This is a genomic window from Cupriavidus ulmosensis (genome assembly GCF_977008105.1).
Window position 1 is genome coordinate 3,256,652 of the sequence record NZ_CDRMWP010000001.1, and the last position, 21,217, is coordinate 3,277,868.

19 protein-coding genes are annotated in these 21,217 nt (G+C 69.7%); 14 read left to right on the forward strand and 5 right to left on the reverse strand.

Annotated elements, in window-relative coordinates; genetic code table 11:
- Positions 1-132 precede the first annotated feature (132 nt).
- From kynB to kynA, 3 genes are read left to right on the forward strand one after another with little or no spacing between them, the layout of a single operon-like run.
- The gene (gene kynB, locus ACWTPI_RS15020) at positions 133-795 is read left to right on the forward strand and encodes an arylformamidase (RefSeq protein WP_059411277.1); all 663 of its coding nucleotides are present in this window, start codon (positions 133-135) and stop codon (positions 793-795) included.
- Positions 796-837: 42 nt separating this feature from the next.
- Complete coding sequence (gene kynU / locus ACWTPI_RS15025) at positions 838-2,094, forward strand: kynureninase (protein WP_020204609.1); 1,257 nt, start codon at positions 838-840, stop codon at positions 2,092-2,094.
- Positions 2,095-2,107: 13 nt separating this feature from the next.
- Complete coding sequence (kynA, locus tag ACWTPI_RS15030; protein ID WP_454732032.1) at positions 2,108-3,016, forward strand: tryptophan 2,3-dioxygenase; 909 nt, start codon at positions 2,108-2,110, stop codon at positions 3,014-3,016.
- Between the two features lie 7 nt (positions 3,017-3,023).
- Here the strand turns inward: kynA and ACWTPI_RS15035 are convergent, their stop codons facing one another.
- A complete protein-coding gene (locus ACWTPI_RS15035) occupies positions 3,024-3,827 on the reverse strand; it encodes an IclR family transcriptional regulator (RefSeq protein ID WP_029043939.1) in 804 nt (267 codons plus the stop codon).
- A 349-nt stretch (positions 3,828-4,176) separates the two neighbouring features.
- On the opposite strand from ACWTPI_RS15035, the gene ACWTPI_RS15040 reads away from it, so the two are divergent.
- Entirely contained in the window at positions 4,177-5,370 is a 1,194-nt protein-coding gene (locus ACWTPI_RS15040) for an acyl-CoA dehydrogenase (protein ID WP_020204612.1), read from the forward strand.
- Positions 5,371-5,539: 169 nt separating this feature from the next.
- Here ACWTPI_RS15040 and ACWTPI_RS15045 read toward each other — a convergent pair whose 3' ends face one another.
- Positions 5,540-6,178 carry a peroxiredoxin gene (locus ACWTPI_RS15045; RefSeq protein ID WP_020204613.1) on the reverse strand — a complete coding sequence of 213 codons (639 nt, stop codon included), beginning with the start codon at positions 6,176-6,178 and terminating at the stop codon, positions 5,540-5,542.
- 230 nt (positions 6,179-6,408) lie between these two features.
- Between ACWTPI_RS15045 and ACWTPI_RS15050 the strand changes: the two genes are divergently transcribed.
- The 5 genes from ACWTPI_RS15050 (at position 6,409) to ACWTPI_RS15070 (ending at position 11,093) form a co-directional block, all read left to right on the forward strand.
- Complete coding sequence (locus ACWTPI_RS15050) at positions 6,409-6,726, forward strand: DUF883 family protein (RefSeq protein ID WP_369796917.1); 318 nt, start codon at positions 6,409-6,411, stop codon at positions 6,724-6,726.
- Positions 6,727-6,921: 195 nt separating this feature from the next.
- Complete coding sequence (locus tag ACWTPI_RS15055; protein ID WP_020204615.1) at positions 6,922-7,302, forward strand: phage holin family protein; 381 nt, start codon at positions 6,922-6,924, stop codon at positions 7,300-7,302.
- Positions 7,299-7,826, forward strand: coding sequence for a DUF3318 domain-containing protein (locus tag ACWTPI_RS15060; RefSeq protein WP_454732033.1), 528 nt, complete (start codon positions 7,299-7,301; stop codon positions 7,824-7,826). Before ACWTPI_RS15055 ends, ACWTPI_RS15060 begins: the two co-directional genes overlap by 4 nt.
- Before the next feature lie 179 nt (positions 7,827-8,005).
- Positions 8,006-9,181, forward strand: a complete 1,176-nt coding sequence (locus tag ACWTPI_RS15065; protein ID WP_059411273.1) for an AI-2E family transporter — start codon at positions 8,006-8,008, stop codon at positions 9,179-9,181.
- Between the two features lie 40 nt (positions 9,182-9,221).
- On the forward strand, positions 9,222-11,093 hold the full coding sequence (locus ACWTPI_RS15070) for an alpha/beta fold hydrolase (RefSeq protein ID WP_454732034.1): 1,872 nt from the start codon (positions 9,222-9,224) through the stop codon (positions 11,091-11,093).
- Between the two features lie 66 nt (positions 11,094-11,159).
- On the opposite strand, the gene ACWTPI_RS15075 is transcribed toward ACWTPI_RS15070, so the two are convergent.
- Positions 11,160-12,257: a linear amide C-N hydrolase gene (locus ACWTPI_RS15075; protein WP_454732035.1), complete on the reverse strand. Its 1,098-nt coding sequence runs from the start codon at positions 12,255-12,257 to the stop codon at positions 11,160-11,162.
- A gap of 10 nt (positions 12,258-12,267) precedes the next feature.
- A complete protein-coding gene (locus ACWTPI_RS15080) occupies positions 12,268-12,951 on the reverse strand; it encodes a MarC family NAAT transporter (RefSeq protein WP_454732036.1) in 684 nt (227 codons plus the stop codon).
- A gap of 499 nt (positions 12,952-13,450) precedes the next feature.
- Here ACWTPI_RS15080 and ACWTPI_RS15085 point away from each other — a divergent pair, with 499 nt between their 5' ends.
- From ACWTPI_RS15085 to ACWTPI_RS15100, 4 genes are read left to right on the forward strand one after another with little or no spacing between them, the layout of a single operon-like run.
- Positions 13,451-13,720: a YtcA family lipoprotein gene (locus ACWTPI_RS15085; RefSeq protein WP_020204621.1), complete on the forward strand. Its 270-nt coding sequence runs from the start codon at positions 13,451-13,453 to the stop codon at positions 13,718-13,720.
- Positions 13,717-14,766, forward strand: a complete 1,050-nt coding sequence (gene mdtN / locus ACWTPI_RS15090; protein WP_059411270.1) for a multidrug transporter subunit MdtN — start codon at positions 13,717-13,719, stop codon at positions 14,764-14,766. Before ACWTPI_RS15085 ends, mdtN begins: the two co-directional genes overlap by 4 nt.
- Positions 14,747-16,741: an FUSC family protein gene (locus ACWTPI_RS15095; protein WP_454732037.1), complete on the forward strand. Its 1,995-nt coding sequence runs from the start codon at positions 14,747-14,749 to the stop codon at positions 16,739-16,741. Before mdtN ends, ACWTPI_RS15095 begins: the two co-directional genes overlap by 20 nt.
- Positions 16,728-18,314 carry a TolC family protein gene (locus tag ACWTPI_RS15100; RefSeq protein WP_454732038.1) on the forward strand — a complete coding sequence of 529 codons (1,587 nt, stop codon included), beginning with the start codon at positions 16,728-16,730 and terminating at the stop codon, positions 18,312-18,314. The genes ACWTPI_RS15095 and ACWTPI_RS15100 overlap by 14 nt, the downstream gene beginning before the upstream one ends.
- Before the next feature lie 17 nt (positions 18,315-18,331).
- Here ACWTPI_RS15100 and ACWTPI_RS15105 read toward each other — a convergent pair whose 3' ends face one another.
- Positions 18,332-20,353: a lactonase family protein gene (locus ACWTPI_RS15105; RefSeq protein ID WP_454732039.1), complete on the reverse strand. Its 2,022-nt coding sequence runs from the start codon at positions 20,351-20,353 to the stop codon at positions 18,332-18,334.
- Between the two features lie 361 nt (positions 20,354-20,714).
- On the opposite strand from ACWTPI_RS15105, the gene ACWTPI_RS15110 reads away from it, so the two are divergent.
- Positions 20,715-21,149 (forward strand): hypothetical protein, encoded by a 435-nt coding sequence (locus tag ACWTPI_RS15110; RefSeq protein ID WP_059411266.1) that lies wholly within the window; start codon positions 20,715-20,717, stop codon positions 21,147-21,149.
- The last annotated feature ends 68 nt before the right edge of the window (positions 21,150-21,217 follow it).

Below are 21,217 nucleotides of genomic sequence, written 5' to 3' on the forward strand. Positions count from 1 at the left end.
CTATGCGAATCCGAGGTCGATACCCGGGGTATTTAGCAAGCCTCTTGCCTGGGATATTGACTATCATGCCGTCATCCGCTCCTCGCCGAGCCAAGGAGCGCCGGACCCCGGCGCCACTCGCCCGCCCCGCCAATGACGAACCGCCCCGCCGCCACCGCCACGCCCGAGCGCCAGCTCTGGGACATCAGCCCGCCGCTGTCGCCCGACACCCCCGTGTGGCCCGGCGACACGCCGTTCCGGCAGGAGCGCGCGTGGCAGATGGACGCGCACTGCCCGGTCAACGTGGGCCGCATCACGCTGTCGCCGCACACCGGCGCGCATGCCGACGCGCCGCTGCACTACGCCGCCGACGGCGCGCCCATCGGCGCGGTCGACCTCGCGCCCTACCTCGGCCCGTGCCGCGTGATCCATTGCCTGGGCGCCGCGCCGCTGGTCGAGCCGCGCCACGTCGAACACGCGCTGGCCGGCACGCCGCCGCGCGTGCTGCTGCGCACCTACCAGGCCGCGCCGCTGGCGCGGTGGGACCCGGCGTTCTGCGCGGTGGCGCCCGCGACCATCGCGCTGCTGGCCGCCCACGGCGTGATGCTGGTCGGCATCGACACGCCCTCGCTGGACCCGCAGGAATCCAAGACGATGGAGGCGCACCGCATGGTGCGCCGGCACCGGCTGGCCATCCTCGAAGGGCTGGTGCTCGATGCCGTCGCCGCCGGCGACTACGAACTGATCGCGCTGCCGCTGCGCCTGGCCGGGCTCGACGCCAGCCCGGTGCGCGCCGTGCTGCGCAGCCTGGCCTGACGCGCAGGCCCACCGAATCCGTTTTTTCTCCAGGAAGCTCCCATGACCGCACCAAGCCGCGAGCAATGCCTCGCACTCGACCGGCAGGACCCGCTGCGCCCGCTGCGCGACCAGTTCGCGCTGCCCGAAGGCGTGATCTATCTCGACGGCAACTCGCTGGGCGCGCGCCCGCGCAGCGCCGCCGCGCGCGCCGCCGAGGTGGTGAGCGAGGAATGGGGGCATGGCCTGATCCGCAGTTGGAACACCGCCGGCTGGTTCGACCTGCCGCAGCGCCTGGGCAACAAGCTCGCGCCGCTGATCGGCGCCGGCGAAGACGAAGTGGTGGTGACGGACACCACCTCGATCAACCTGTTCAAGGTCCTGGCCGCGGCGCTGCGCGTGCAGCAGGCGCGCGACCCGCGGCGCAAGGTCATCGTCTCGGAAGCCAGCAATTTCCCCACCGATCTGTACATCGCGCAGGGCCTGGCCGACCTGCTGCAGCAAGGCTATTCGCTGCGCCTGGTCGACGCGCCGCAGGAGATCGACGCAGCGGTCGGCGCCGACACCGCGGTGCTGATGCTGACCCACGTGAACTACAAGAGCGGCGAGATGCTGGACATGGCCGCCGTGACCGCGATGGCGCACGCGCGCGGCGCGCTCACGGTGTGGGACCTGGCCCATTCGGCCGGCGCGGTGCCGGTGGCACTGACGGCGTCGGGCGCGGACTACGCGGTGGGCTGCACCTACAAATACCTCAACGGCGGCCCCGGCTCGCCGGCCTTCCTGTGGGTCGCGCCGGCGCTGCGCGATGCGTTCTGGCAGCCGCTGTCGGGCTGGTGGGGCCACGCCGCGCCGTTCGCGATGGAGCCGGGCTACCGCCCGCGCGCGGGCGTGGGCCGCTTCCTGTGCGGCACCCAGCCGGTGACTTCGCTGGCGATGGTCGAATGCGGCCTGGACCTCTTCGCCCGGACCGACATGCAGGCGCTGCGCGCCAAGTCGCTGCTGCTGACCGACCTGTTCATCGCGCTGGTCGAGCAGCGCTGCGGCCACCATCCGCTCGAGCTGGCCACGCCGCGCGCGCACGCGCGCCGCGGCAGCCACGTCAGCTTCGCCCATCCCGACGGCTTCGCGCTGGTGCAGGCACTGATCGAGCGCGGCGTGATCGGCGACTACCGCGAGCCGCGCATCGCGCGCTTCGGCTTCACGCCGCTGTACATCGGCTTCGCCGACGTGTGGGACGCGGTGGAGGTGCTGCGCGACGTGCTCGACAGCGGCAGCTACAAGGAAGCCCGCCACCAGGCGCGCGGCCTGGTGACTTGAGGAGGAGAACGACATGAGCGCCAACAAGGGATGCCCGATGTCGGGGCCTGGCGATGCCACGAACGCCGCCAACGCCACGAATGCCGCGGCGGCGGGCGGCGAGGCCGCCTGGCACGATGCGCAGATGGACTTCGCCGGGGACATGAGCTACGGCGACTACCTGGCGCTGGACCAGATCCTCACCGCCCAGCATCCGCTCTCGCCCGAGCACAACGAGATGCTGTTCATCGTGCAGCACCAGACCAGCGAGCTGTGGATGAAGCTGGCGCTGCACGAGCTGCGCGCGGCGCGCGAGTGCGTGCGCGGCGACCAGTTGCCGCCGGCCTTCAAGATGCTCACGCGCGTGTCGCGCATCATGGAGCAGCTGGTGCAGGCGTGGAACGTGCTGGCCACCATGACGCCGCCGGAATACTCGGCGATGCGCCCGTATCTCGGCATGTCGTCGGGTTTCCAGTCCTACCAGTACCGCGAGATCGAGTTCATCCTCGGCAACAAGAACGCCGCCATGCTGCGCCCGCATGCGCACCGGCCCGAGCACCTCGCGCTGGTAGAGGCGGCGCTGCGCACGCCGTCGCTGTACGACGAGGCGATCCGCCTGATGGCGCGGCGCGGCTTCGTCATCGACGCGGGCTGCATCGAGCGCGACTGGACCCGCCCGGCCGGCGAGAACGCCTCGGTGGAGGCGGCGTGGCTGGAGGTCTACCGCCAGCCCGGCGCGCACTGGGAACTGTACGAACTGGGCGAGAAGTTCGTCGACCTGGAGGATGCGTTCCGCCAATGGCGCTTCCGCCATGTCACCACGGTGGAGCGCGTGATCGGCTTCAAGCGCGGCACCGGCGGCACCGAGGGCGTGAGCTACCTGCGCAAGATGCTCGACGTGGTGCTGTTCCCCGAGCTGTGGAAGCTGCGCACCGACCTCTGACGCGCGCTCAGGGCGCCGGGTCCGACAGCCGCGCGGCCAGCGCGCGCAGGGCCGGCGCCAGCTTGTCGTGGAACACGGCCTCTTCCACGGAACCGTAGGAGGCGCTGCAGCTCAGCATGTGCAGCTCCTTCTCCCCCACCGGCCGGAACGCCACCGCGCAGGCGTGGATGGCCGGGTGCCAGTCGCGGAACGAGGCCGCGTAGCCCTGCCCCGCGGCCTGCGCCAGTGCCGCGCGCGTCGGCCCTTCCTGCGTCTTCCATTGCTCCGGGAAAGCCTGCGCGAATTCCGCCAGCACGCGCTCGCGCCGCGCCGCCGGCAGCGCCGCCAGGTAGGCGCGCCCCATCGAGCTCGACACCAGCGACAGGCGCGAGCCCACGCCCAGCCCGAGCATCACGCCGGCATCGTTGCGGATCGACTCCAGGTAGATCACCTCCATGCGCTCGCGCTTGCCGAGCGAGACCGAGACCCCGTAGGACTGCGCGAACGCCAGCATGTGCGGCCGCGCCAGCGCCACCACGCCGGACGCCGACAGGTACGCATAACCGAGCGCCAGCACGCCGGCGTCGAGCGCGTACTTGCCCAGGCTGTCGTCGTAGCGCAGGTAGCCGAGCTGCACCAGCGTGCCGGCCAGCCGGCTCACGGTCGCCTTGGGAAAACCGGTGCGGCGCACGAAGTCCTGGTTGCCCAGCATCGCTTCGCCGGTGCGGAAACAGCGCAGCAGCTCCAGGCCGCGCGCCAGCGCGGCGACGAAGTTGGGATCGCTCTCGCGCGGCGCGGGGCCGGCGGCATCCGCCTGCTGCGTGGCGGGCAAGGCTTGCGGTTCGGTGGCCAAGAGAGCGCTCCGGCTGGTGGAATGGGAAGGTGCCGCGGCCGCAACGGAAGGGGCCGCCACGGTCATGCCGATTCCGGCTATTGCACGGACCGCGCATTGCGCTATACTACATCATCGGAACAAAGTTCCGCAATGCGGAACTAAAAAGTCGCGGCGAAAGTCACGAAAGTCACCGCAGACCGCGGAATGCGCCGATGCTTTTGTTGAGGCCTGCTGACCCCAGGCCACCCGCGAGACCGCCCGGCCCGATCCGCCGCGCCATCCCGCCGGCGCCCGCAAACCCCTGCACGAACCCGCACAACGCACTGCACTACCGAAGGAGACCTACATGGCTGCCAACGCCGAATTCAACTGGGCCGACCCGCTGCTGCTGGACCAGCAACTGAGCGACGACGAGCGCATGGTGCGCGACGCCGCCCAGGCCTATTGCCAGGACAAGCTCGCGCCGCGCGTGCTGCAATCGTTCCGCAACGAGAAGACCGACGTCGAGATCTTCCGCGAAATGGGCGAGCTCGGCCTGCTGGGCCCGACCATTCCCGAGCAATACGGCGGCCCGGGACTGAACTACGTGTCCTACGGCCTGATCGCGCGCGAAGTGGAACGGGTGGATTCGGGCTACCGCTCGATGATGAGCGTGCAGTCCTCGCTGGTGATGGTGCCGATCTACGAATTCGGCAGCGAAGCGCAGAAGCAGAAGTACCTGCCCAAGCTCGCCACCGGCGAGTGGATCGGCTGCTTCGGCCTGACCGAGCCGAACCACGGCTCGGACCCGGGCTCGATGGTCACGCGCGCCAGGAAGGTGGCGGGCGGCTATGAACTGAGCGGCGCCAAGATGTGGATCACCAACTCGCCGATCGCCGACGTGTTCGTGGTGTGGGGCAAGCTGGCCGGCGACGACGGCAAGGAAGCCATCCGCGGCTTCATCCTGGAAAAGGGCTGGAAGGGCCTGTCGGCGCCCGCGATCCACGGCAAGGTCGGCCTGCGCACCTCGATCACCGGCGAGATCGTCATGGACCAGGTGTTCGTGCCGGAAGACAACCTGATGCCCGGCGTGTCCGGCCTCAAGGGTCCGTTCACCTGCCTGAACTCGGCCCGCTACGGCATCGCCTGGGGGGCGCTCGGCGCCGCCGAGTTCTGCTGGCACACCGCGCGCCAGTACACGCTGGACCGCCAGCAGTTCGGCCGCCCGCTGGCCGCCAACCAGCTCGTGCAGAAGAAGCTGGCCGACATGCAGACCGAGATCACGCTGGGCCTGCAAGGCTGCCTGCGCCTGGGCCGCATGAAGGACGAAGGCACCGCCGCGGTGGAAATCACCTCGATCATGAAGCGCAATTCGTGCGGCAAGTCGCTCGACATCGCCCGCGTGGCGCGCGACATGCTCGGCGGCAACGGCATCTCGGACGAGTTCGGCGTGATCCGCCACGTGGTCAACCTCGAAGTGGTCAACACCTACGAAGGCACCCACGACATCCACGCGCTGATCCTGGGCCGCGCCCAGACCGGCATCCAGGCCTTCTACTGAAGCCTGCGCCCGCCCCGTCTCCGAAATCCAAGGGCAAGAAGCAAAAAGGCCCGGCTGCGAAGCCGGGCCAAGCACACTACCAAGGAGAGACGACGGGCGAGCCCATCGTGTTACAACACCGTGACACGCCGGCCGGCGCCACGCGCCCGGCCGGCCTGCCGCCGGGCCCCTAGCGATTGGGCTGCGGCGTCAGGCGAAGGTAAGGCCGCACGGCCTTGTAGCCCTTCGGGAATTTCTGCTTGATCACTTCCTCGTCCTTCAGCGAAGGCACGATCACCACGTCCTCGCCGTCCTGCCAGTTGCCCGGCGTGGCGACGCTGTGGTTGTCGGTGAGCTGCAGCGAGTCGATCACGCGCAGGATCTCGTTGAAATTGCGCCCGGTGCTGGCCGGGTAGGTGATGATGAGGCGCACCTTCTTCTTCGGGTCGATCACGAACAGCGAACGCACCGTCAGGGTCTCGTTCGCGTTGGGATGGATCATGTCGTAGAGCTGCGAGACCTTGCGGTCGCCATCGGCGATGATGGGGAAGTTGACCGTGGTGCCCTGCGTTTCGTTGATGTCCTTGATCCACTCGCGATGCGATTCGACCGGGTCGACCGACAGCGCGATGACCTTGACGTTGCGCTTGGCGAAATCGCCCTTGAGCTTGGCGGTCAGCCCCAGCTCGGTGGTGCAGACCGGCGTGAAGTCCGCCGGATGCGAGAACAGCACGCCCCAGCTGTCGCCCAGCCATTCATGGAAGCGGATCGGGCCGTCGCTGGAGTCCTGCTCGAAATCCGGCGCAATATCGCCTAGACGTAGTGCCATCTCTGTCTCCTTCCGCGAGAAATTGGGGTTGAACCAGTTTAGTCCGATTGCGATCCAACCCAAACAAATATAAAGTCACTACAAAATCACCTTTTCATCTTAAGGACTTTTGTCTCAAGTCAGCGTCCTACATAACTTGTCGGACCCGTGGTGTTGAAACCACGGCGGCTCCCCGCATATGCTAAGAAAGAGGGCGAGAAGGCTGCCCGACACCGTGCGAGGAAGGCAAAATGTCACAATCCGAAACCACCGCCCGCAAACAGGAGAAACTGATGAGCGATGTCAAGACCGTTTTGTCCGATGCCGAAGAACTGCTTAAGCAAGCGGCCTCGACCACCGGCGAGAAAGCTGCCGAACTGCGCGAGCGCGGCATGGGCCTGCTGAAGCAGGCCAAGGAAAAGGCGCAGGACCTCCAGGACGCCGTCGTCACCAAGAGCAAGGCGGCCGCGCGCGCCACCGACGACTACGTGCACGATCACCCGTGGCGCGCCGTCGGCGTGGCGGCCGGCGTCGGCCTGCTGGTCGGCCTGCTGCTCAACCGCAAGTAATCCTGAACCATGCGACCCGCCGGGCCTGATGGCCCGGCGCCAGGAACGAGTGCCCCGCGTTAGCCGTATTGCGCCCACGCATTGCGCAGCGCGCGGCAACATGCGGGGCAAACGCCCTCCGGCGGCATGTTCCGCCGGCCCGGCTCCCGTCCGCAACCGGTGCAGCCCCGTGCTGCACGCCCTTGCCGGAATTGCATGAGCGACCCGACCTCCTCTCCCAAGTTCATGGACGCCCTGCGCAGCCTGGCAGGATCGCTGGTGGCGATGGTGCAGACGCGCCTCGAACTCGCCAGCGTCGAACTCGCGGAAGAACGATCGCGCCTGATGAAGATGGCCTTGCTGGCCTGCTTCGGGCTGGTGTTCTTCGGCCTGTCCCTGGTCACGCTGACCGTGCTGATCGCCATCGTGTTCTGGGACACCTACCGCTGGCAGGCGCTGGGCGCGCTGGTCCTGTTCTACCTCGCCGCGTGCGCGGTCTGCCTGGCGCTGGCGCGCCACCTCGTGCGGCATGCCCCGCCCCTGTTCGAGGCCACCCTGGCCGAGATCGACAAAGACCGGGAGATCCTGCGCCGATGAGCACGCCGTCCAACCCCAGCGACGCACCGGCCGAGCGCGCCAACGAGCGCGCCGACACCGCCGCGGCCCGCGACGCCGGCCAGCCGCGCGCGCATCCGCGCCCGGTGCGCTATTCGCGCGAAGTGCGCCTGCCGCTGGCGATCCGCAAGGAACTACTGATCACGCGCGCCGCGCTGGAGCGCTATGACTGCGCCCAGGCGCTGCACCAGGTGCGCGGCAGCGCGGCGCGCTTCGGCCGCCTCGGCAGCTGGCTGCCGCGCGTGGCGCAGCCCGCCTCCTTGCTCAAGCTGCTGGGCCTGGCGCGCGACTACCCGGTCCTCAGTTCCACGATTTCCCTGGCGCTGCCCCTGCTGCGCAAGACCCCGGTGCTGCGCTGGGGCTGGAAGCTGGCCAAGCTCGGCGGCCTCGCCGCGGCCGGCTACTGGGCCTACGATACCTGGCAGAAAGGTACCGCCGGCGACACCCGGCCGGCCGGCGCCCCCGGCGCCGCCGACACCGGCTTTCGCGATCCGCTGGTACGCTAGTCCGCAGCCTGCCGCCGATAACCGATAGCCACCCGCCCCGGCCCCGGCCACCACCGGCCTGCCGGTCGGCGCGCCCGGACCGGCGTCCCCGGCGAGTTGTCATGCCGGGACGGGATAATCCCGTGCCCCCCGGGGGATTTTCCACGCAAGGTGACAGCGCCATGACCCAACCAGCAGACATGCAGCAGAAGGCGTTCTACCTGCTGCTGGCCGCAGTCTCGATCGCATTCTGCTTCGTGCTGTGGCCGTTCTTCGGCGCCGTGTTCTGGGGCGCCATCCTCGCCATCATCTTCACGCCGCCCAACAACTGGCTCACGCGCCGCATGGGCGGGCGCCGCAACCTCGCCGCGCTGGCCACGCTGACGCTGTGCCTGCTGATCGTGGTGCTGCCGCTGATCTTCGTGACCGGCGCGCTGGCCCAGGAGGTCAGCACGGTCTACCAGCAGATCAAGACCGGGCAGCTCAACTTCGGCGCCTACTTCCAGCAGGCCGTGCACGCGCTGCCGCCGTCCGTGAACCGGGTGCTGGACCGCTTCGGCATGGCCGACATCGCCGGCGTGCAGGCCAAGCTCACCGCCGGCGCCGCGCAGGGCAGCCAGCTGATCGCCACGCAGGCGCTGAGCATCGGCCAGAACACGTTCCAGTTCGTGGTCAGCTTCGGCGTGATGCTGTACCTGCTGTTCTTCCTGCTGCGCGACGGCGCGGAGATCTCGCGCCGCATCGTGCAGGCCATTCCGCTGAGCGAGCCGCACAAGCAGCACCTGCTGCGCAAGTTCACCACGGTGGCGCGCGCCACCGTCAAGGGCAACATCGTGGTGGCCGCCGTGCAGGGCGCGCTCGGCGGGCTGATCTTCTGGTTCCTCGGCATCCAGGGCTCGCTGCTGTGGGGCGTGCTGATGGCCTTCCTCTCGCTGCTGCCGGCGGTCGGCGCGGCGCTGATCTGGGGGCCGGTGGCGATCTACTTCCTGCTCACCGGCGAGGTCGGCAAGGGCGCGGTCCTGATCGGCTTCTGCGTGCTGGTGATCGGCACGGTGGACAATGTGCTGCGCCCGATCCTGGTCGGCAAGGACACCCGCATGCCCGACTGGGTGGTGCTGATCTCCACGCTGGGCGGCATGGCGCTGTTCGGCCTGAACGGCTTCGTCATCGGCCCGCTGATCGCCGCGCTGTTCATCGCCAGCTGGGACCTGTCCACCTCCACGCGCGAGGAGATCGAACGCCGCGAGGCCACGCAGGACCAGGAAGACCAGGACCAGCCACCGCCGCCCGCGCCCGATGCGGCCGCCGCGCCATCAGCGCCATCCGCCCCGGCCGCCCCGCGCGACCGCGTGCCCGCGGCGCAACGCGCCGAGTGAGCGCGCCGCGGGCCACCCCGAACCCATCCAGGAGCCAGCCTTGAACCAGAGCAACGCAAAGACACCCAGGCACTACACGGTGCGCGAGCTGTTCCGCAAGCCGGACCGCTCCCAGTTCTCGATCTCGCCGGACGGGCGCCATCTTTCCTTCCTGGCGCGCCACCAGGGCCGCCAGAACGTCTTCGTGCAGGCCATCGACGCCGACGGCAACCTGCTCGGCGAAGCGCGCCCGCTGACCGCCGAGACCGAGCGCGACCTGCCCTTCCACACCTGGAAGGGCAACGCCCACATCCTCTACATCAAGGACTTCGGCGGCGACGAGAATTTCCACGTGCTGTCGGTGCCGGTCGACGGCGGCGAGCCGGTCGACCTGACGCCGTATCCCGGCGTGCGCGCGGAGATCGTGGACGACCTCGAGGACGACGACCGCCACATCCTGCTGTCCCACAACAAGCGCGACCCGCAGGTCTTCGACGTGCTGCGCGTGGACGTCGCGACCGGCGAGTCCGTGCAGATCGCCGAGAATCCCGGCAACGTGATGAGCTGGGGCACCGACCACGCCGGGCGCCTGCGCGTGGCCACCGCCAGCGACGGCGTCAACACCACCCTGCTCTACCGCGACACCGAGGACGAGCCGTTCCGCCCCATCCTCACCACGGATTTCCGCGAGACGGTCGCGCCGCTGTTCTTCACCTTCGACGACGCGCAGCTCTACGTGCAGTCGAACCGCGGCCGCGACAAGCTCGCCATCTTCGAGTTCGACCCGCGCACCGCGCAGGAAGGCAAGCTGGTGTTCGAGCACGGCGAGGTCGACGTCGGCGGCCTCGGCTACTCGCGCCACCGCCGCGTGCTCACCGCCGCCTGGTACACCGACTGGAAGACGCGCCGCCATTTCTTCGACGCGCGCAGCGAGCGGATCCACGCCGACCTCGAGCGCCAGCTGCCCGGCTACGAGCACCACGTCACCAGCATCACGCGCGACGAGACCCGCATGATCGTGTCCGCGTCGAGCGACCGCACCACCGGCACGCGCTACCTGTACGACAGCAACACCGGCAAGCTGGTGTCGCTGGGCCAGATCCTGCCGTGGCTCGACGAGGCCGACATGGCGCCGATGCAGCCGGTCGGCTTCACCTCGCGCGACGGCCTGCAACTGCACGGCTACCTGACGCTGCCGCCGGGCGCCGAGGCGCGGAACCTGCCGCTGGTGGTCAACCCGCACGGCGGCCCGTGGACGCGCGACGTGTGGGGCTTCAACCCCGAAGTGCAGTTGCTGGCCAACCGCGGCTACGCCGTGCTGCAGGTCAACTTCCGCGGCTCCACCGGCTACGGGCGCAAGTTCTGGGAAGCCAGCTTCAAGCAATGGGGCCGGACCATGCAGAACGACATCGACGACGGCGTCGACTGGCTCGTCGCGCAGGGCATCGCCGATCCGCGCCGCGTGGCCATCTACGGCGGCAGCTACGGCGGCTATGCGGTGCTCGCGGGCGTGGCCTTCACGCCCGAGCGCTACGCCGCGGCCATCGACTACGTGGGCGTGTCGAACCTGTTCACGCTGCTCGAGACCATTCCCGCCTACTGGAAGCCGATGCTCGACATGCTCTACGAGATGATCGGCAACCCCAACGACGAGAACGACCGCAAGGCCATGCACGATGCCTCGCCGGTGTTCTTCGCCGACCGCATCCGCACGCCGCTGCTGGTGGCCCAGGGCGCCAACGACCCGCGCGTCAAGCAGGCCGAGAGCGACCAGATCGTGGAGGCGCTGCGCAAGCGCGGCGTGGACGTGGCCTACCTGCTCAAGGAAAACGAAGGGCACGGCTTCCACAACGAGGAAAACCGCTTCGACTTCTACGAGGCGATGGAAGCGTTCCTGGCCAGGCACCTCGCCAGGGCCGACGTCCGGGCCTGATCTGGCGCGCGGGCGCGCAGGAAGGCGTGGCGGGCGACCGCCACGCCTTTTTTCATCCGCCGCGCGTCAGGGCGCCGGCATGAACGCGAACGGCGGCGCCGGCACGAACGACGCCGACACCTCTCCCGCATAGACCTGCCCCTTGTCCATCGCCAGCTTCAGCACCGGCGCGCCGGCTTTCAGGTTCAGCTTGTCCAGCGACACCCAGAACGTGTCCGGGCGCGTGGCCGAGTCGAAGTAGTAGACCAGGTTCTTCTGGTCCGACACGGTGCGCCAGATGGTCGAGGACAGGTTGGGCTGGTCCGGCGTGCTGATGCCGAGCGGCACGCTCACCGAACGCATCACGCTCATCACGCCGGCCACGGCCTGGAACGCGTACGACCGGTTCGGCACGCCGGCGATGTAGTTCGGATCGAGCCGCTTCGGAATCGCGTCGAGCAGGAACGACGCGCGCACGAAGCGGTCCGCGGCGCGATTGGTGCCGGGCAGGAACGTCAGGCCGCCGACGCCCTTCCAGTAGGTGTCGAGCGCAAGCTGCTCGCTGTAGGCCGGCGAGTTCGTCATGACCTTGAACGCCTTGCCGTGGTGGATGACGAGCTTGCCGCCGAGATACTCGAGAATGGCCGAATCGCCCTGCGCGTCCGACAGCGAAAGATGGATCGTCAGCGGCTTGCCGTTGGGCAGCGGCGGCGCGATGACCTGGAAGGGATTCTGGCCAAGCACGCCGACCGCTTCGGCGACGGTGGCGAAATTGTCGAGCGCATACTGCGCCCACAGGCTGATGGCGATTCCCGCGCGGCGCGCGTCGGGCCTGCCGTAGTCGGTCTCGGCGAGATACAGCGCATTGGCGACCAGCCCGCGCTCGTTCATGCCGTCGACGCTGCCGATCTCATAACCCGACACGACCACGCTGCCGTATTTCGACGTCCAGCGCGGCGAGCGCGGCCCCGCGGCGCCGTCGCGCCCGATGCCGGCGGGAAACACCCAGAGATTGGAGCCCATGTCCTCGGACCAGTCCATCGAGCGTCCGGTGATCACCTGGCCGTCCGCACCGACATACAGCACGCGCGTGCAGCCGTAGGCGAGCGAGACGCCCAATGCGGTCAGCGCGATGGCGATCGCGCCCAGCGCCGCGAGCCGGAACTTCCGAAAATGCCGCAACATGACGTTCTCCTCAATGCGCCGAAGCGGCGACGACTTCCAGCGTGCCGTCGATCACGAACTGCACGCCCATGCAGACCAGCAGGAACCCCATCACGCGCGAGATGGCCTCGACGCTGCCATTGCCGAGAAAGCGCACGAGCTGCGTGGACGAGCGCAGGCAGATCCAGAACAGCAGGCCCAGCAGCACCGCGACGATCACCGGCGCCGCCGCCAGGACCCAATCGGCATATGCGTCCTGCTTGCCGCTGAGCTTGGAGGCGAGGCTGATGACGATCGCGATGGAACCGGGCCCGGCGGTCCCCGGAAACGCCAGCGGCACGAAGGCGATATCGGCGGAATTCTCCTGGCTTTGCTCGGCCTTTTTCTTGCCGGTTTCCGGAATGTCCGTTACCGGGGCAGATGGAAAAAGCATCTTGAAGCCGAGAAAGGAAACGATCAGGCCGCCGGCGATGCGCATGCCCGGAATCGATATGTCGAACGTGCGCATGATCCACGTGCCGGAGTAATAGGCCACCAGCATGATCGACGTCACGTAGCAGGCGCCGAGCCGGATCTGGCGCTTGCGCCTGGCGTCCGGCATATGCGCGCCCAGCGCCAGCAGCAGCGACATGGATGCCAGCGGATTGGCCAGCGGAAGCATCAGCGTCAAGCCGATGCCCACCAGCCTGAACAACTGGAGAATCTCTGCGCTCATAGGGAGCCACTCCCGAAGTCAGCGATGCGGATCGTTCGCCAGAACGAATTGGTTCATGATAGTCCAGTTCAATTCTTTATCGCGTAAAAAATTGAAATTACGGAATTATCGAAAAAACTTTTACGCGATGGCTTATCGGACTTTATGGCTATCCGATCTGAATCGTCCGGTTAAATCCAATGCGCATGCGCATAGTACGAATCGCGGCCGTCGCCAGCGGGCCGGCCGGCCCGCGCCGGCCGCCAGCCGCTGCGGCCAGCACCCCGCCGACACCCGCCAGCACCCCGCCGGCAGCGCCGCGGATTTCCCCGCGCGGCACCGCCGCCGCAACTCTTGGACAAGGCGCATTCCGTGCTGCTATATTGCCTGCATTGTTTCCGACGCAGCGGCATGGAAGCGAGCTGGCCGATCCTTGAAACCGATCATTGAACTGACGATGTTTCAGACAGAAAGCAGCGCACTCACGCCCTTCGGGCAATGGACTCGCGGCCGCCGCCGCATGCCGGCGCTGGCCGCGCTGGCCGCGCCGTGCGCCTCGCTGCAGGGCTGCGCGTTCGGCGGCGCGCCCGCGTTCGACCTGTTCGGCGCCTACTTCCCGCTCTGGCTGCTGAGCGCGCTGATCGGCGCGCTCGGCGCGGTGATTGCGCACCGGGTGTTCGTCGCCACCGGATGGGCGCAGATCGTGCCTTGCCAACTGCTGGTCAACACCGCAATCGGCGTGACGGTCGCCGTGCTCGCCTGGTTGCTCGGAACGGGACAATTTCCATGAAGCTGGCCGGCGCACGCCAACCCGCCATCCGCGGCCGCCTGATCGCCGCGGCCATCGTCGTGCTGGGCATCGGCATGGCCTTCTACGCCTATCACCGCATCGCGCGCTTCCCGTCCTCCGACGACGCCACGCTCGACGCCGACGTGGTCCACGTAGCCTCGCCGGTCGGCGGCAGGATCGCCCGGCTGTGGGTCACGGAGAACCAGCAGGTCGCCAAGGGCGCGCCGCTGTTCCAGATCGACCCCGAGCCCTACCGGCTGGCCGTCGCCCAGGCGCAGGCGGACCTGGAGCTGGCGCAGGCCGCGCTCGGCACCCGGCGCAGGAGCATCGCCAGCGAGCAGGCGGCGGCGTCGATCGCCGCCGAGCAGGCCGCGCGCGCCGCGCAGAACTACGCCCTGACCGCGCGCACGGTGGAGCGCCTGCGCCCGCTCGAAGCGGACGGCTACGTGCCGGCCCAGCAACTGGACCAGGCCCAGGTCACGCAGCGCGACGCGGCGATCTCGCTCAAGCAGGCCAAGGTGCAGCGCTCCGCCACGGCCCAGGCCGTGGGCGACGAAGCGGGCGCGGTGGCGGCCATGCACGCGCGCCAGGCCGCGCTGGCCATCGCGCGGCGCGCGCTCGACGACACGCTGGTCCGCGCCCCGCACGACGGCCGCGTCACCGGGCTGACGGTCCTGTCCGGCGAAGTGGTGGTGCCCAACCAGTCCCTCTTCGTGCTGATCCATACCGGCGAATGGTTCGCGGTGGCCAACTTCCGCGAAACCGTGCTGGCCGGGATCAAGGCCGGCGATTGCGCCACGGTCTACTCGATGATCGACCGCAACCGCGCCATCCGCGGCACCGTGACGGGTATCGGCGCCGGCGTCGTCGACACCGACCGCGTCAACCTGCCGCGCTCGCTGCCCTACGTGCAGGCCTCGGTGAACTGGGTGCGTGTGGCGCAGCGCTTCCCGGTGCGCATCCGCCTGGAAGAAGCGCCCGAGGCGCTCGCCCGGGTCGGCGCGAGCGCCACCGTCGAGATCCGGCATGGCGCGGCCTGCCGCTGACGGCGCGCGGCTGCGCCCGGGCGACCTCGCCCGGCTGCTCGCGCCCGCGCCGGGACGCGCGCAGGCGGCCGCGCGCATCGCGCTGACCTGCACGCTGGTGGTGCTGGTGACGTGCATCTACCGCACGCCGGAGGCCGCGATCTCGGCCTATGTGGTGTTCTTCATCACCCGGCCCGACCGCGCCAGCAGCATCCTGATGAGCGTCGCCGCGCTGGTGCTGCTCAGCTTCGTGATCGGGCTGGTGATGCTGGTCGCGGTCTTCAGCGTCGACAGCCCGGGGCTGCGGGTGGCCTGCATCGTGCTGCTGTCGGCCGGCCTGCTGTTCCTGACCTCGGCCAGCAAGCTGCGCCCGATCGGCGCCATCGTGGCCATGATCGTCGGCTTCGCGCTCGACGAGCTCGGCATCGTGCCCACCGGCGAGGCGGCCACGCGCAGCCTGCTCTACGCCTGGCTGATGGTGGCGATTCCCATCGGCGTCAACGTGGCGGTCAACCTGGTGCTGGGCCGCTCGCCGCGGCGCCTGGCCTGCGGCCGGCTGGCGCAGTGCCTGCGCGTGGCCGCCGGCAGTCTGCGCGCGCCGCGGGCCGGCCGCGACGCGCTCGACACCTGCCTGCGCGAAGCGGTGCAGCCGGTGGCCGGCTGGCTCTCGCTGGCAAGGCTGGAAGGCACGCTGCCGCCCGCCGACCTGGCCGCGCTGCGCCACGCCGCGGCCTCCACCACCGCGATCCTGCTGGCGACCGATGCCGTCACCCGCGAGCCGTGCGAGCACCTGCCGGCATCGTTCGCGGCGCCGATTGCCGACACCCTGGACGAGATGGCGCGCCTGCTCGGGCAGGGCGGCTATCCGGTCGACATCGCACTGACGGCGCCGCCAGCGGAAGGGCTCCCGGCCGCGGCGGAAACGGCGGCGGCGAACCTGGTGGCGGCCATCAATGGCTACGCCGAAACCCCGGCGCCGGACAGCGACGCGGCGGGCAAGGCCACGAACAAGGCAGCAGACCAGGCGCATGCGTCCGCCTTCTTCCTGCCCGACGCCTTCTCGAATCCCGACCACGTCCGCTACGCACTGAAGACCACGGCCGCCGCCACGTTCTGCTATCTGCTCTACATGCAGCTCGACTGGCCCGGCATCCACACCTGCTTCATCACCTGCTACCTGGTATCGCTGGGCACCGCCGCCGAGACCGTGGAGAAACTCACGCTGCGGCTGGCCGGCTGCGCGGCCGGCGCGCTGCTCGGCACCGCCGCGCTGGTGTTCGCGGTCCCCGCGCTCACCTCGGTCGGCGCGCTGATGGCGCTGGTGTTCGCCGGCACGCTGGTGTCGGCGTGGATCGGGCAAGGCTCGCCGCGCATCGCCTACGCCGGCTTCCAGGTCGCCTTCGCGTTCTTCCTGTGCGTGCTGCAGGGCGCCGCGCCGGGCTTCGACCTGACCATCGCGCGCGACCGCATCATCGGCGTGATGCTGGGCAACCTCGTGGTCTACCTCGTCTTCACGCGGGTCTGGCCGATCAGCATCGCCGGCCGCATCGACGCCGCGCTGGCGGACCTCGCCGCGCTGTGGGAACAGCTGGCCGCGACCCGGCACGCCGACACGCGGCGCCGGCAGGCCGCGGCCGCGCTGGCGTTGCAAGGCACCATCCACGAAGACCTTTCCCTGGCCCGCTACGAGCCCGCGTCGATCGGCCCGGCGCCGGCGTGGCTCGAACGGCGACACCAGGTCCTCGACAGGTTCGGCGCGATGGCCGGCCCGCTGTTCGTGCTGGCGGAGACGTCGCCGGGCGATCCGGAGATCGCGCGCCGGCTGCGCCGCGCGAGCGGCACCGCGACCGGTGACGCCACCGCTGCGCCCGACGCACCCGATGCGCCCGACGCGCGCGCGGCCCTGCTCACGCTCATCGACAGGCGGCTGGCCGAAAGCGGCCGCGCCGCGCCGCGCGGCGCCGCCAAGGAATCCCCACGCCATGCACCCACCTAGCCCGCGGGCGGCCCTTTCCATGCTGGCCGCCGCGCTCGCGGCCGGCTGCGCTACCTCGTCCCTGGAGCTGGCGCCCGCGCGGCCGGACCGCCCGTGGCAACCGGAAACCACCGCCAGCGGGGAAATCGTGCCGGCCCCGCCGCGGCAGGCCGCCGCGCCGCCCGTCTATGTCCTGCCCGCCAACAGCACGCTGGCGGCGCTGCCGCTGCCGCCGGACCTCGATGCCGCGCACGCCTACACGCTCGCCGAGCTGATCGACATGGCGGAATCCGCCAACCCGCTCACCCGCATCGCCTGGAACGACGCGCGCAACGCGGCGCTGGCGACCGGCATCGCCAGGAGCGCCTATCTCCCGCAGATTTCCGCCACCGCGATGGGCGGCTACCAGAGCGGCCACGGCTCCACCTCGACGCTGCTCGGGCAGGCCTCGGCCGACGCCTCGGCGCACGGCACGATCTCGGCGCTGTCGCTGCAATGGCTGCTGTTCGATTTCGGCGAGCGCGCCAGCCTGGTCGAAGCGGTGGAGCAGACCTCGGTGGCGGCGAACATCGCCTTCTCCGCGGTCCACCAGCAGGTGATCCACAACGTCAGCGTGGCCTTCTACCTGTACCAGGCCGCCCGCTCGCGCGCCGGCACGGCGCAGCAGGCGCAGGACAACGCGGACGCCGTCCTCGCGGCCGCGCAGGCACGCCGCCAGCAGGGCATCGGCACCGTGGTCGAAGTGGCCCAGGCCACCCAGAACCGCGCCCAGGCCAGGCTGGCCCTGGTGCAGGCGCAGGGCGCGCAAAGCAACGCCTACCTGGGCCTGGTCTCGGCCATCGGCATCTCGCCGCTGGCCAGGCCGCGGATCGCCGAGCTGCCGGTGCGGCCGCTATCGCCCGCGCTGCGCCGCTCGATCGAGGAGATCGTCGACACCGCCATCGCCAGCCGGCCCGACATCCTCGGCGCCTACGCCGCGGAAAAGGCCAACCAGGCCAAGGTCCGCGCGGCCGAGGCGGAGTTCCTGCCCAAGGTCTTCGTCTCCGCCGTCACCTCCTACGCGTCCGGCGGGACCGCGATCAGCGCCCTGCCCGCGGTCGGCCAGCAGGCGCCGACCGTGAACCTCAACGGCAGCCGCTACGGCGGCAGCGTCTTCCTCGGCATCACCATCCCGCTCTACGACGGCGGGCTGCGCTCCGCCGTGCTGGCGCAGGCGCGCAACAACGCCGAGAACGCCTCGACCAGGCTGACACGCGCGAAGGAAGACGCGGTCCGGCAGATCGTCATGAGCCAGAACGCGCTGGAGACCAGCCTCGCCGCGCACGAAGCGGCCAGCGCGCTGGCCGCGGCCGCGCAGACCACCTACGACGCGGCTTTCGCCGCCTACCGCAAGGGCGTGGGCACGATCACCGACGCCACGCTGGCGCAGAACCAGTTGCTGCTGGCCCGCAATGCCGCCGTCGACAGCTACAGCGGCGCCTTGTCCGCGGCGGCCACGCTGGCGCTGGCCACGGGCGCCATCGGCACCCTGCGCGACGAGTCCGGCGCGGACGGCCGCCTCGTGTTCCCGCCCTCGCGCGGACGGCACGGCTGAGGCCGCGCCTGCCGCGCTTATGGCAAGGGTTGCACGATGGCGATGGCGGTATTGCCGTTGCCGGCCGCAAACGGGCTGCCCGGCACCGCGGTCAGCGCGCCGGTGACCGCATCGATCCGGAAACCATAGACGGCACCGTTGAATGCCGGCGTATAGAGAAATCGTCCGTTCGGATCGATGCGCAGCCGCTGCCCGTTGCTGCCGACCGGCGTGGTCCCCAGGGCCGCGACAGGCAGGCCGGTCACGCCGTCGAGGCGATAGGCCGCGATGCTGTTGCTGGCGCTGCCGAGGACGTAAGTGAATTCCCCCGAAGGCGTGAGCGCGATGTCGGTTGGCGATGCCTCCGTCGTAAATATGCTCGTGAACAGCGGCGCGCCCGTGCCTGACGAAATGCTCGCGACGCCGACCAGGTTGCTCAAGGTATAGGGCATGTACAGAAATGCGCCGTTGCCGGACAGCACGGCGCCATTGGGCTGCGAGCCGGCCGGTGCCGCTATCGAAAGACTTTCAAGCGAGCCGGTGCCCGCATTGACGCCGATCTGCCACACGCTGTCCTGCACGGCATTGATTGCGTACAGGGATATGCCATCCTGGGAGATCGCGAATCCGGTCGTCGCGCCTGGGGAAGTCGGTGCCGGGATGGCACTGATCATCGAAGGGACGAACGTCGCGGCGTCGATCGCAAGACTGCTCACCACGCCCGGCCCGCCGACATGAATCCACTTCCCGCTCGGATGGACGGCAATCGTCCCCGGCGCACCGAAGGGCACCGTTGCCGTCGCGCCCGGGATGACGGAAAGGGCGCCGCTCGCCGGGTCCAGCCGAAAGCCGACGACGGACGCGGTATCGGTGGCGATGGTGTATCCGACCAGCCCGGAAGGCAGGAACGCGATGTCGCGGACCTGCCCGGCCGCGGCAAAGGGACTGCCGGGCACCGCCGTGAGCGCCCCGCTCGCCGGCTCGGTCCGGTAGACCGACAGCGTGCTGTCATCGCGGTTGGCGACCACCACGAACTGGGCCTGCACGCAGGCGATCGCGATGCTGGTCACGTTGGCGCCCGCCATCGTGCCGGACCCGTTCGATACCGTGCAGGTCTGGCCGGCCGGCTGGCCGGACACGGTCACCGCGTAGGCCGATGCCGCCGTCCGCGGCGTCGGCAGCGAGAACGAACCGTTGGCATTGACGACCAGCGTATCGCCGTTGCTGTCGGCCAGTTGCAGGCTCTTGCCCGCAGCCAGCCCGGCAAGCGTGCCGCCCAGGGTATAGGTCGGCGGCGGCGGCGCGGCGGCGCGCGCCAGCGCCGCATTCGCGCACAGCCGGGCGCCGGCCGGCGCGTCCGCGCAAGCCGTCAGCGTGGCCGCGCCGGCGGCGACGGCCGATGCGGGGCTGGCCACCTGGGCGGCATGCCCGTCCGCGGCCGCCGTCACGATGAAGGTCGCGTCGTCGCTGGTCCACGACCAGTTGGCCAGGTCCGCCGCGCCGTCGACGCCATCGGAGCGCCGCACGGCAACAGCCACCGGCTGCGCGGCGCCGCCCGCCGTCACGGTCAGCAACGCCGGCGACAGCGTCAGCGTGTAGGACTTCGCCGCAGGCGGCTGCACCGTGAGGTGCGTGGTGCTGGTGGCCTGGCTGCCGTCGGGCAGCGTCGCCGTGGCGAGGATGTCGACCTCGCCCGGCGCCAGCATGCGCACCGACGCATAGGCGCCGACCGGCTGCATCATGCTGGCCGCCGCCGGCGCCTGATCGGAGGCCGAGACGACCACCGCGACCGCTTCGCTGGAAGACGACCACGCGAACCTGGCGCCCTTGACCTCGAGCCCGTCGGCGCCGAGCAGCGTGGCCTTCAGGGTCAGCGTGCCGCCCTGCGCGGGCGCGGCCGTGCCGGTGTCGACGATGAGGCGGCTGGCGGGCGCCTGCGCGGCGGGGGGAGAAGATGGCGCGTCGTCGCTGCCGCACGCGGACAGCAAACCCGCGGCGAAGACAAGCGAGAGCAGGCCGGCCGCGCGAGACCGCGCGCCGGCATGGAGACCGTGGAACATGTGACCTGACCCGTTTTTGTTTGTTGGCAAGCGCACGCCGCCGGCGTGCCAGGGTCTGGTTCGGACTGCGGATGCGGCCCGGGCGCGAAGGGTATGCGCGGGCGACTGTAGCAGCGGGCTCCCGCCCTGCTCAATACCCCTTCGGAGCTATCAAGTTCCGCGATGTCCGGTCTGGGCACGCGATATGTGGTGAATGTGCGGTGAATATGCGGTAAAGCGCCACGCCCGCCGGCATCGTCCATGCCCATCCGCGATCGATGGCCGGCGAAGCCGCGGCCTTTTGACCCAGGCCAAGCCGCTCGATTGCATTTCAGGCGGAAAGCGGTATTCTTGCGATTGCCATTCACCTGAAAAGCGCCTTTTGCATTCCTCGGCCCGCCGGCATCCACTCTTCGCCGGCTTCCTGCTCGTCGTCTTCCTGACAGTCCAACTGGCGGCGGCGGCTTACGCCTGTGCCGGCAGCCGCTATCAGGTGACGGGCGGCAACGCCGAGGCGGCCCTGACGGAATCCTGCGCCGAGATGGCCGGGATGGACCAGATGGCCCGGATGTCCGCCAGCGCGGACGGCGAGCAGGCCGGCGATCAGAGCGCGCTCTGTCTGGCGCACTGCCAGGCCGATTCCAAATCCGCCGACCACGTGTCGCCCCAGCTTCCGGTCTTCCTGCCGGTTCTGCTCAACGTCATCGTGCCGACACCCGTGATGGTGGCGGACTCCCGCGTCGTGCTTCATGCCGACGCGGCGGCGCGCGCCCCGCCGCCCGCGCTCAACATTCTCCACTGCAGCTCTCAGACCTAGCCTCCTGAACGACGCCGATTCGTTGCTATCCCCTTTGCAGGGGTAGCTGTCGTCGCTTCCGGAGGCTA

Bases quoted from the DNA above. Each gene is read 5' to 3' on its own strand.
- ACWTPI_RS15055 (WP_020204615.1), top strand. From the start codon at position 6,922: ATGAGCGACCCGACCTCCTCTCCCAAGTTCATGGACGCCCTGCGCAGC.
- ACWTPI_RS15100 (WP_454732038.1), top strand. From the start codon at position 16,728: ATGCACCCACCTAGCCCGCGGGCGGCCCTTTCCATGCTGGCCGCCGCG.
- ACWTPI_RS15060 (WP_454732033.1), top strand. From the start codon at position 7,299: ATGAGCACGCCGTCCAACCCCAGCGACGCACCGGCCGAGCGCGCCAAC.
- ACWTPI_RS15075 (WP_454732035.1), bottom strand. From the start codon at position 12,257: ATGTTGCGGCATTTTCGGAAGTTCCGGCTCGCGGCGCTGGGCGCGATC.
- ACWTPI_RS15080 (WP_454732036.1), bottom strand. From the start codon at position 12,951: ATGAGCGCAGAGATTCTCCAGTTGTTCAGGCTGGTGGGCATCGGCTTG.
- ACWTPI_RS15050 (WP_369796917.1), top strand. From the start codon at position 6,409: ATGTCACAATCCGAAACCACCGCCCGCAAACAGGAGAAACTGATGAGC.
- ACWTPI_RS15065 (WP_059411273.1), top strand. From the start codon at position 8,006: ATGCAGCAGAAGGCGTTCTACCTGCTGCTGGCCGCAGTCTCGATCGCA.
- kynB (WP_059411277.1), top strand. From the start codon at position 133: ATGACGAACCGCCCCGCCGCCACCGCCACGCCCGAGCGCCAGCTCTGG.
- ACWTPI_RS15040 (WP_020204612.1), top strand. From the start codon at position 4,177: ATGGCTGCCAACGCCGAATTCAACTGGGCCGACCCGCTGCTGCTGGAC.
- ACWTPI_RS15095 (WP_454732037.1), top strand. From the start codon at position 14,747: ATGGCGCGGCCTGCCGCTGACGGCGCGCGGCTGCGCCCGGGCGACCTC.
- kynU (WP_020204609.1), top strand. From the start codon at position 838: ATGACCGCACCAAGCCGCGAGCAATGCCTCGCACTCGACCGGCAGGAC.
- ACWTPI_RS15105 (WP_454732039.1), bottom strand. From the start codon at position 20,353: ATGTTCCACGGTCTCCATGCCGGCGCGCGGTCTCGCGCGGCCGGCCTG.
- ACWTPI_RS15045 (WP_020204613.1), bottom strand. From the start codon at position 6,178: ATGGCACTACGTCTAGGCGATATTGCGCCGGATTTCGAGCAGGACTCC.
- mdtN (WP_059411270.1), top strand. From the start codon at position 13,717: ATGAAGCTGGCCGGCGCACGCCAACCCGCCATCCGCGGCCGCCTGATC.
- ACWTPI_RS15085 (WP_020204621.1), top strand. From the start codon at position 13,451: ATGCCGGCGCTGGCCGCGCTGGCCGCGCCGTGCGCCTCGCTGCAGGGC.
- kynA (WP_454732032.1), top strand. From the start codon at position 2,108: ATGAGCGCCAACAAGGGATGCCCGATGTCGGGGCCTGGCGATGCCACG.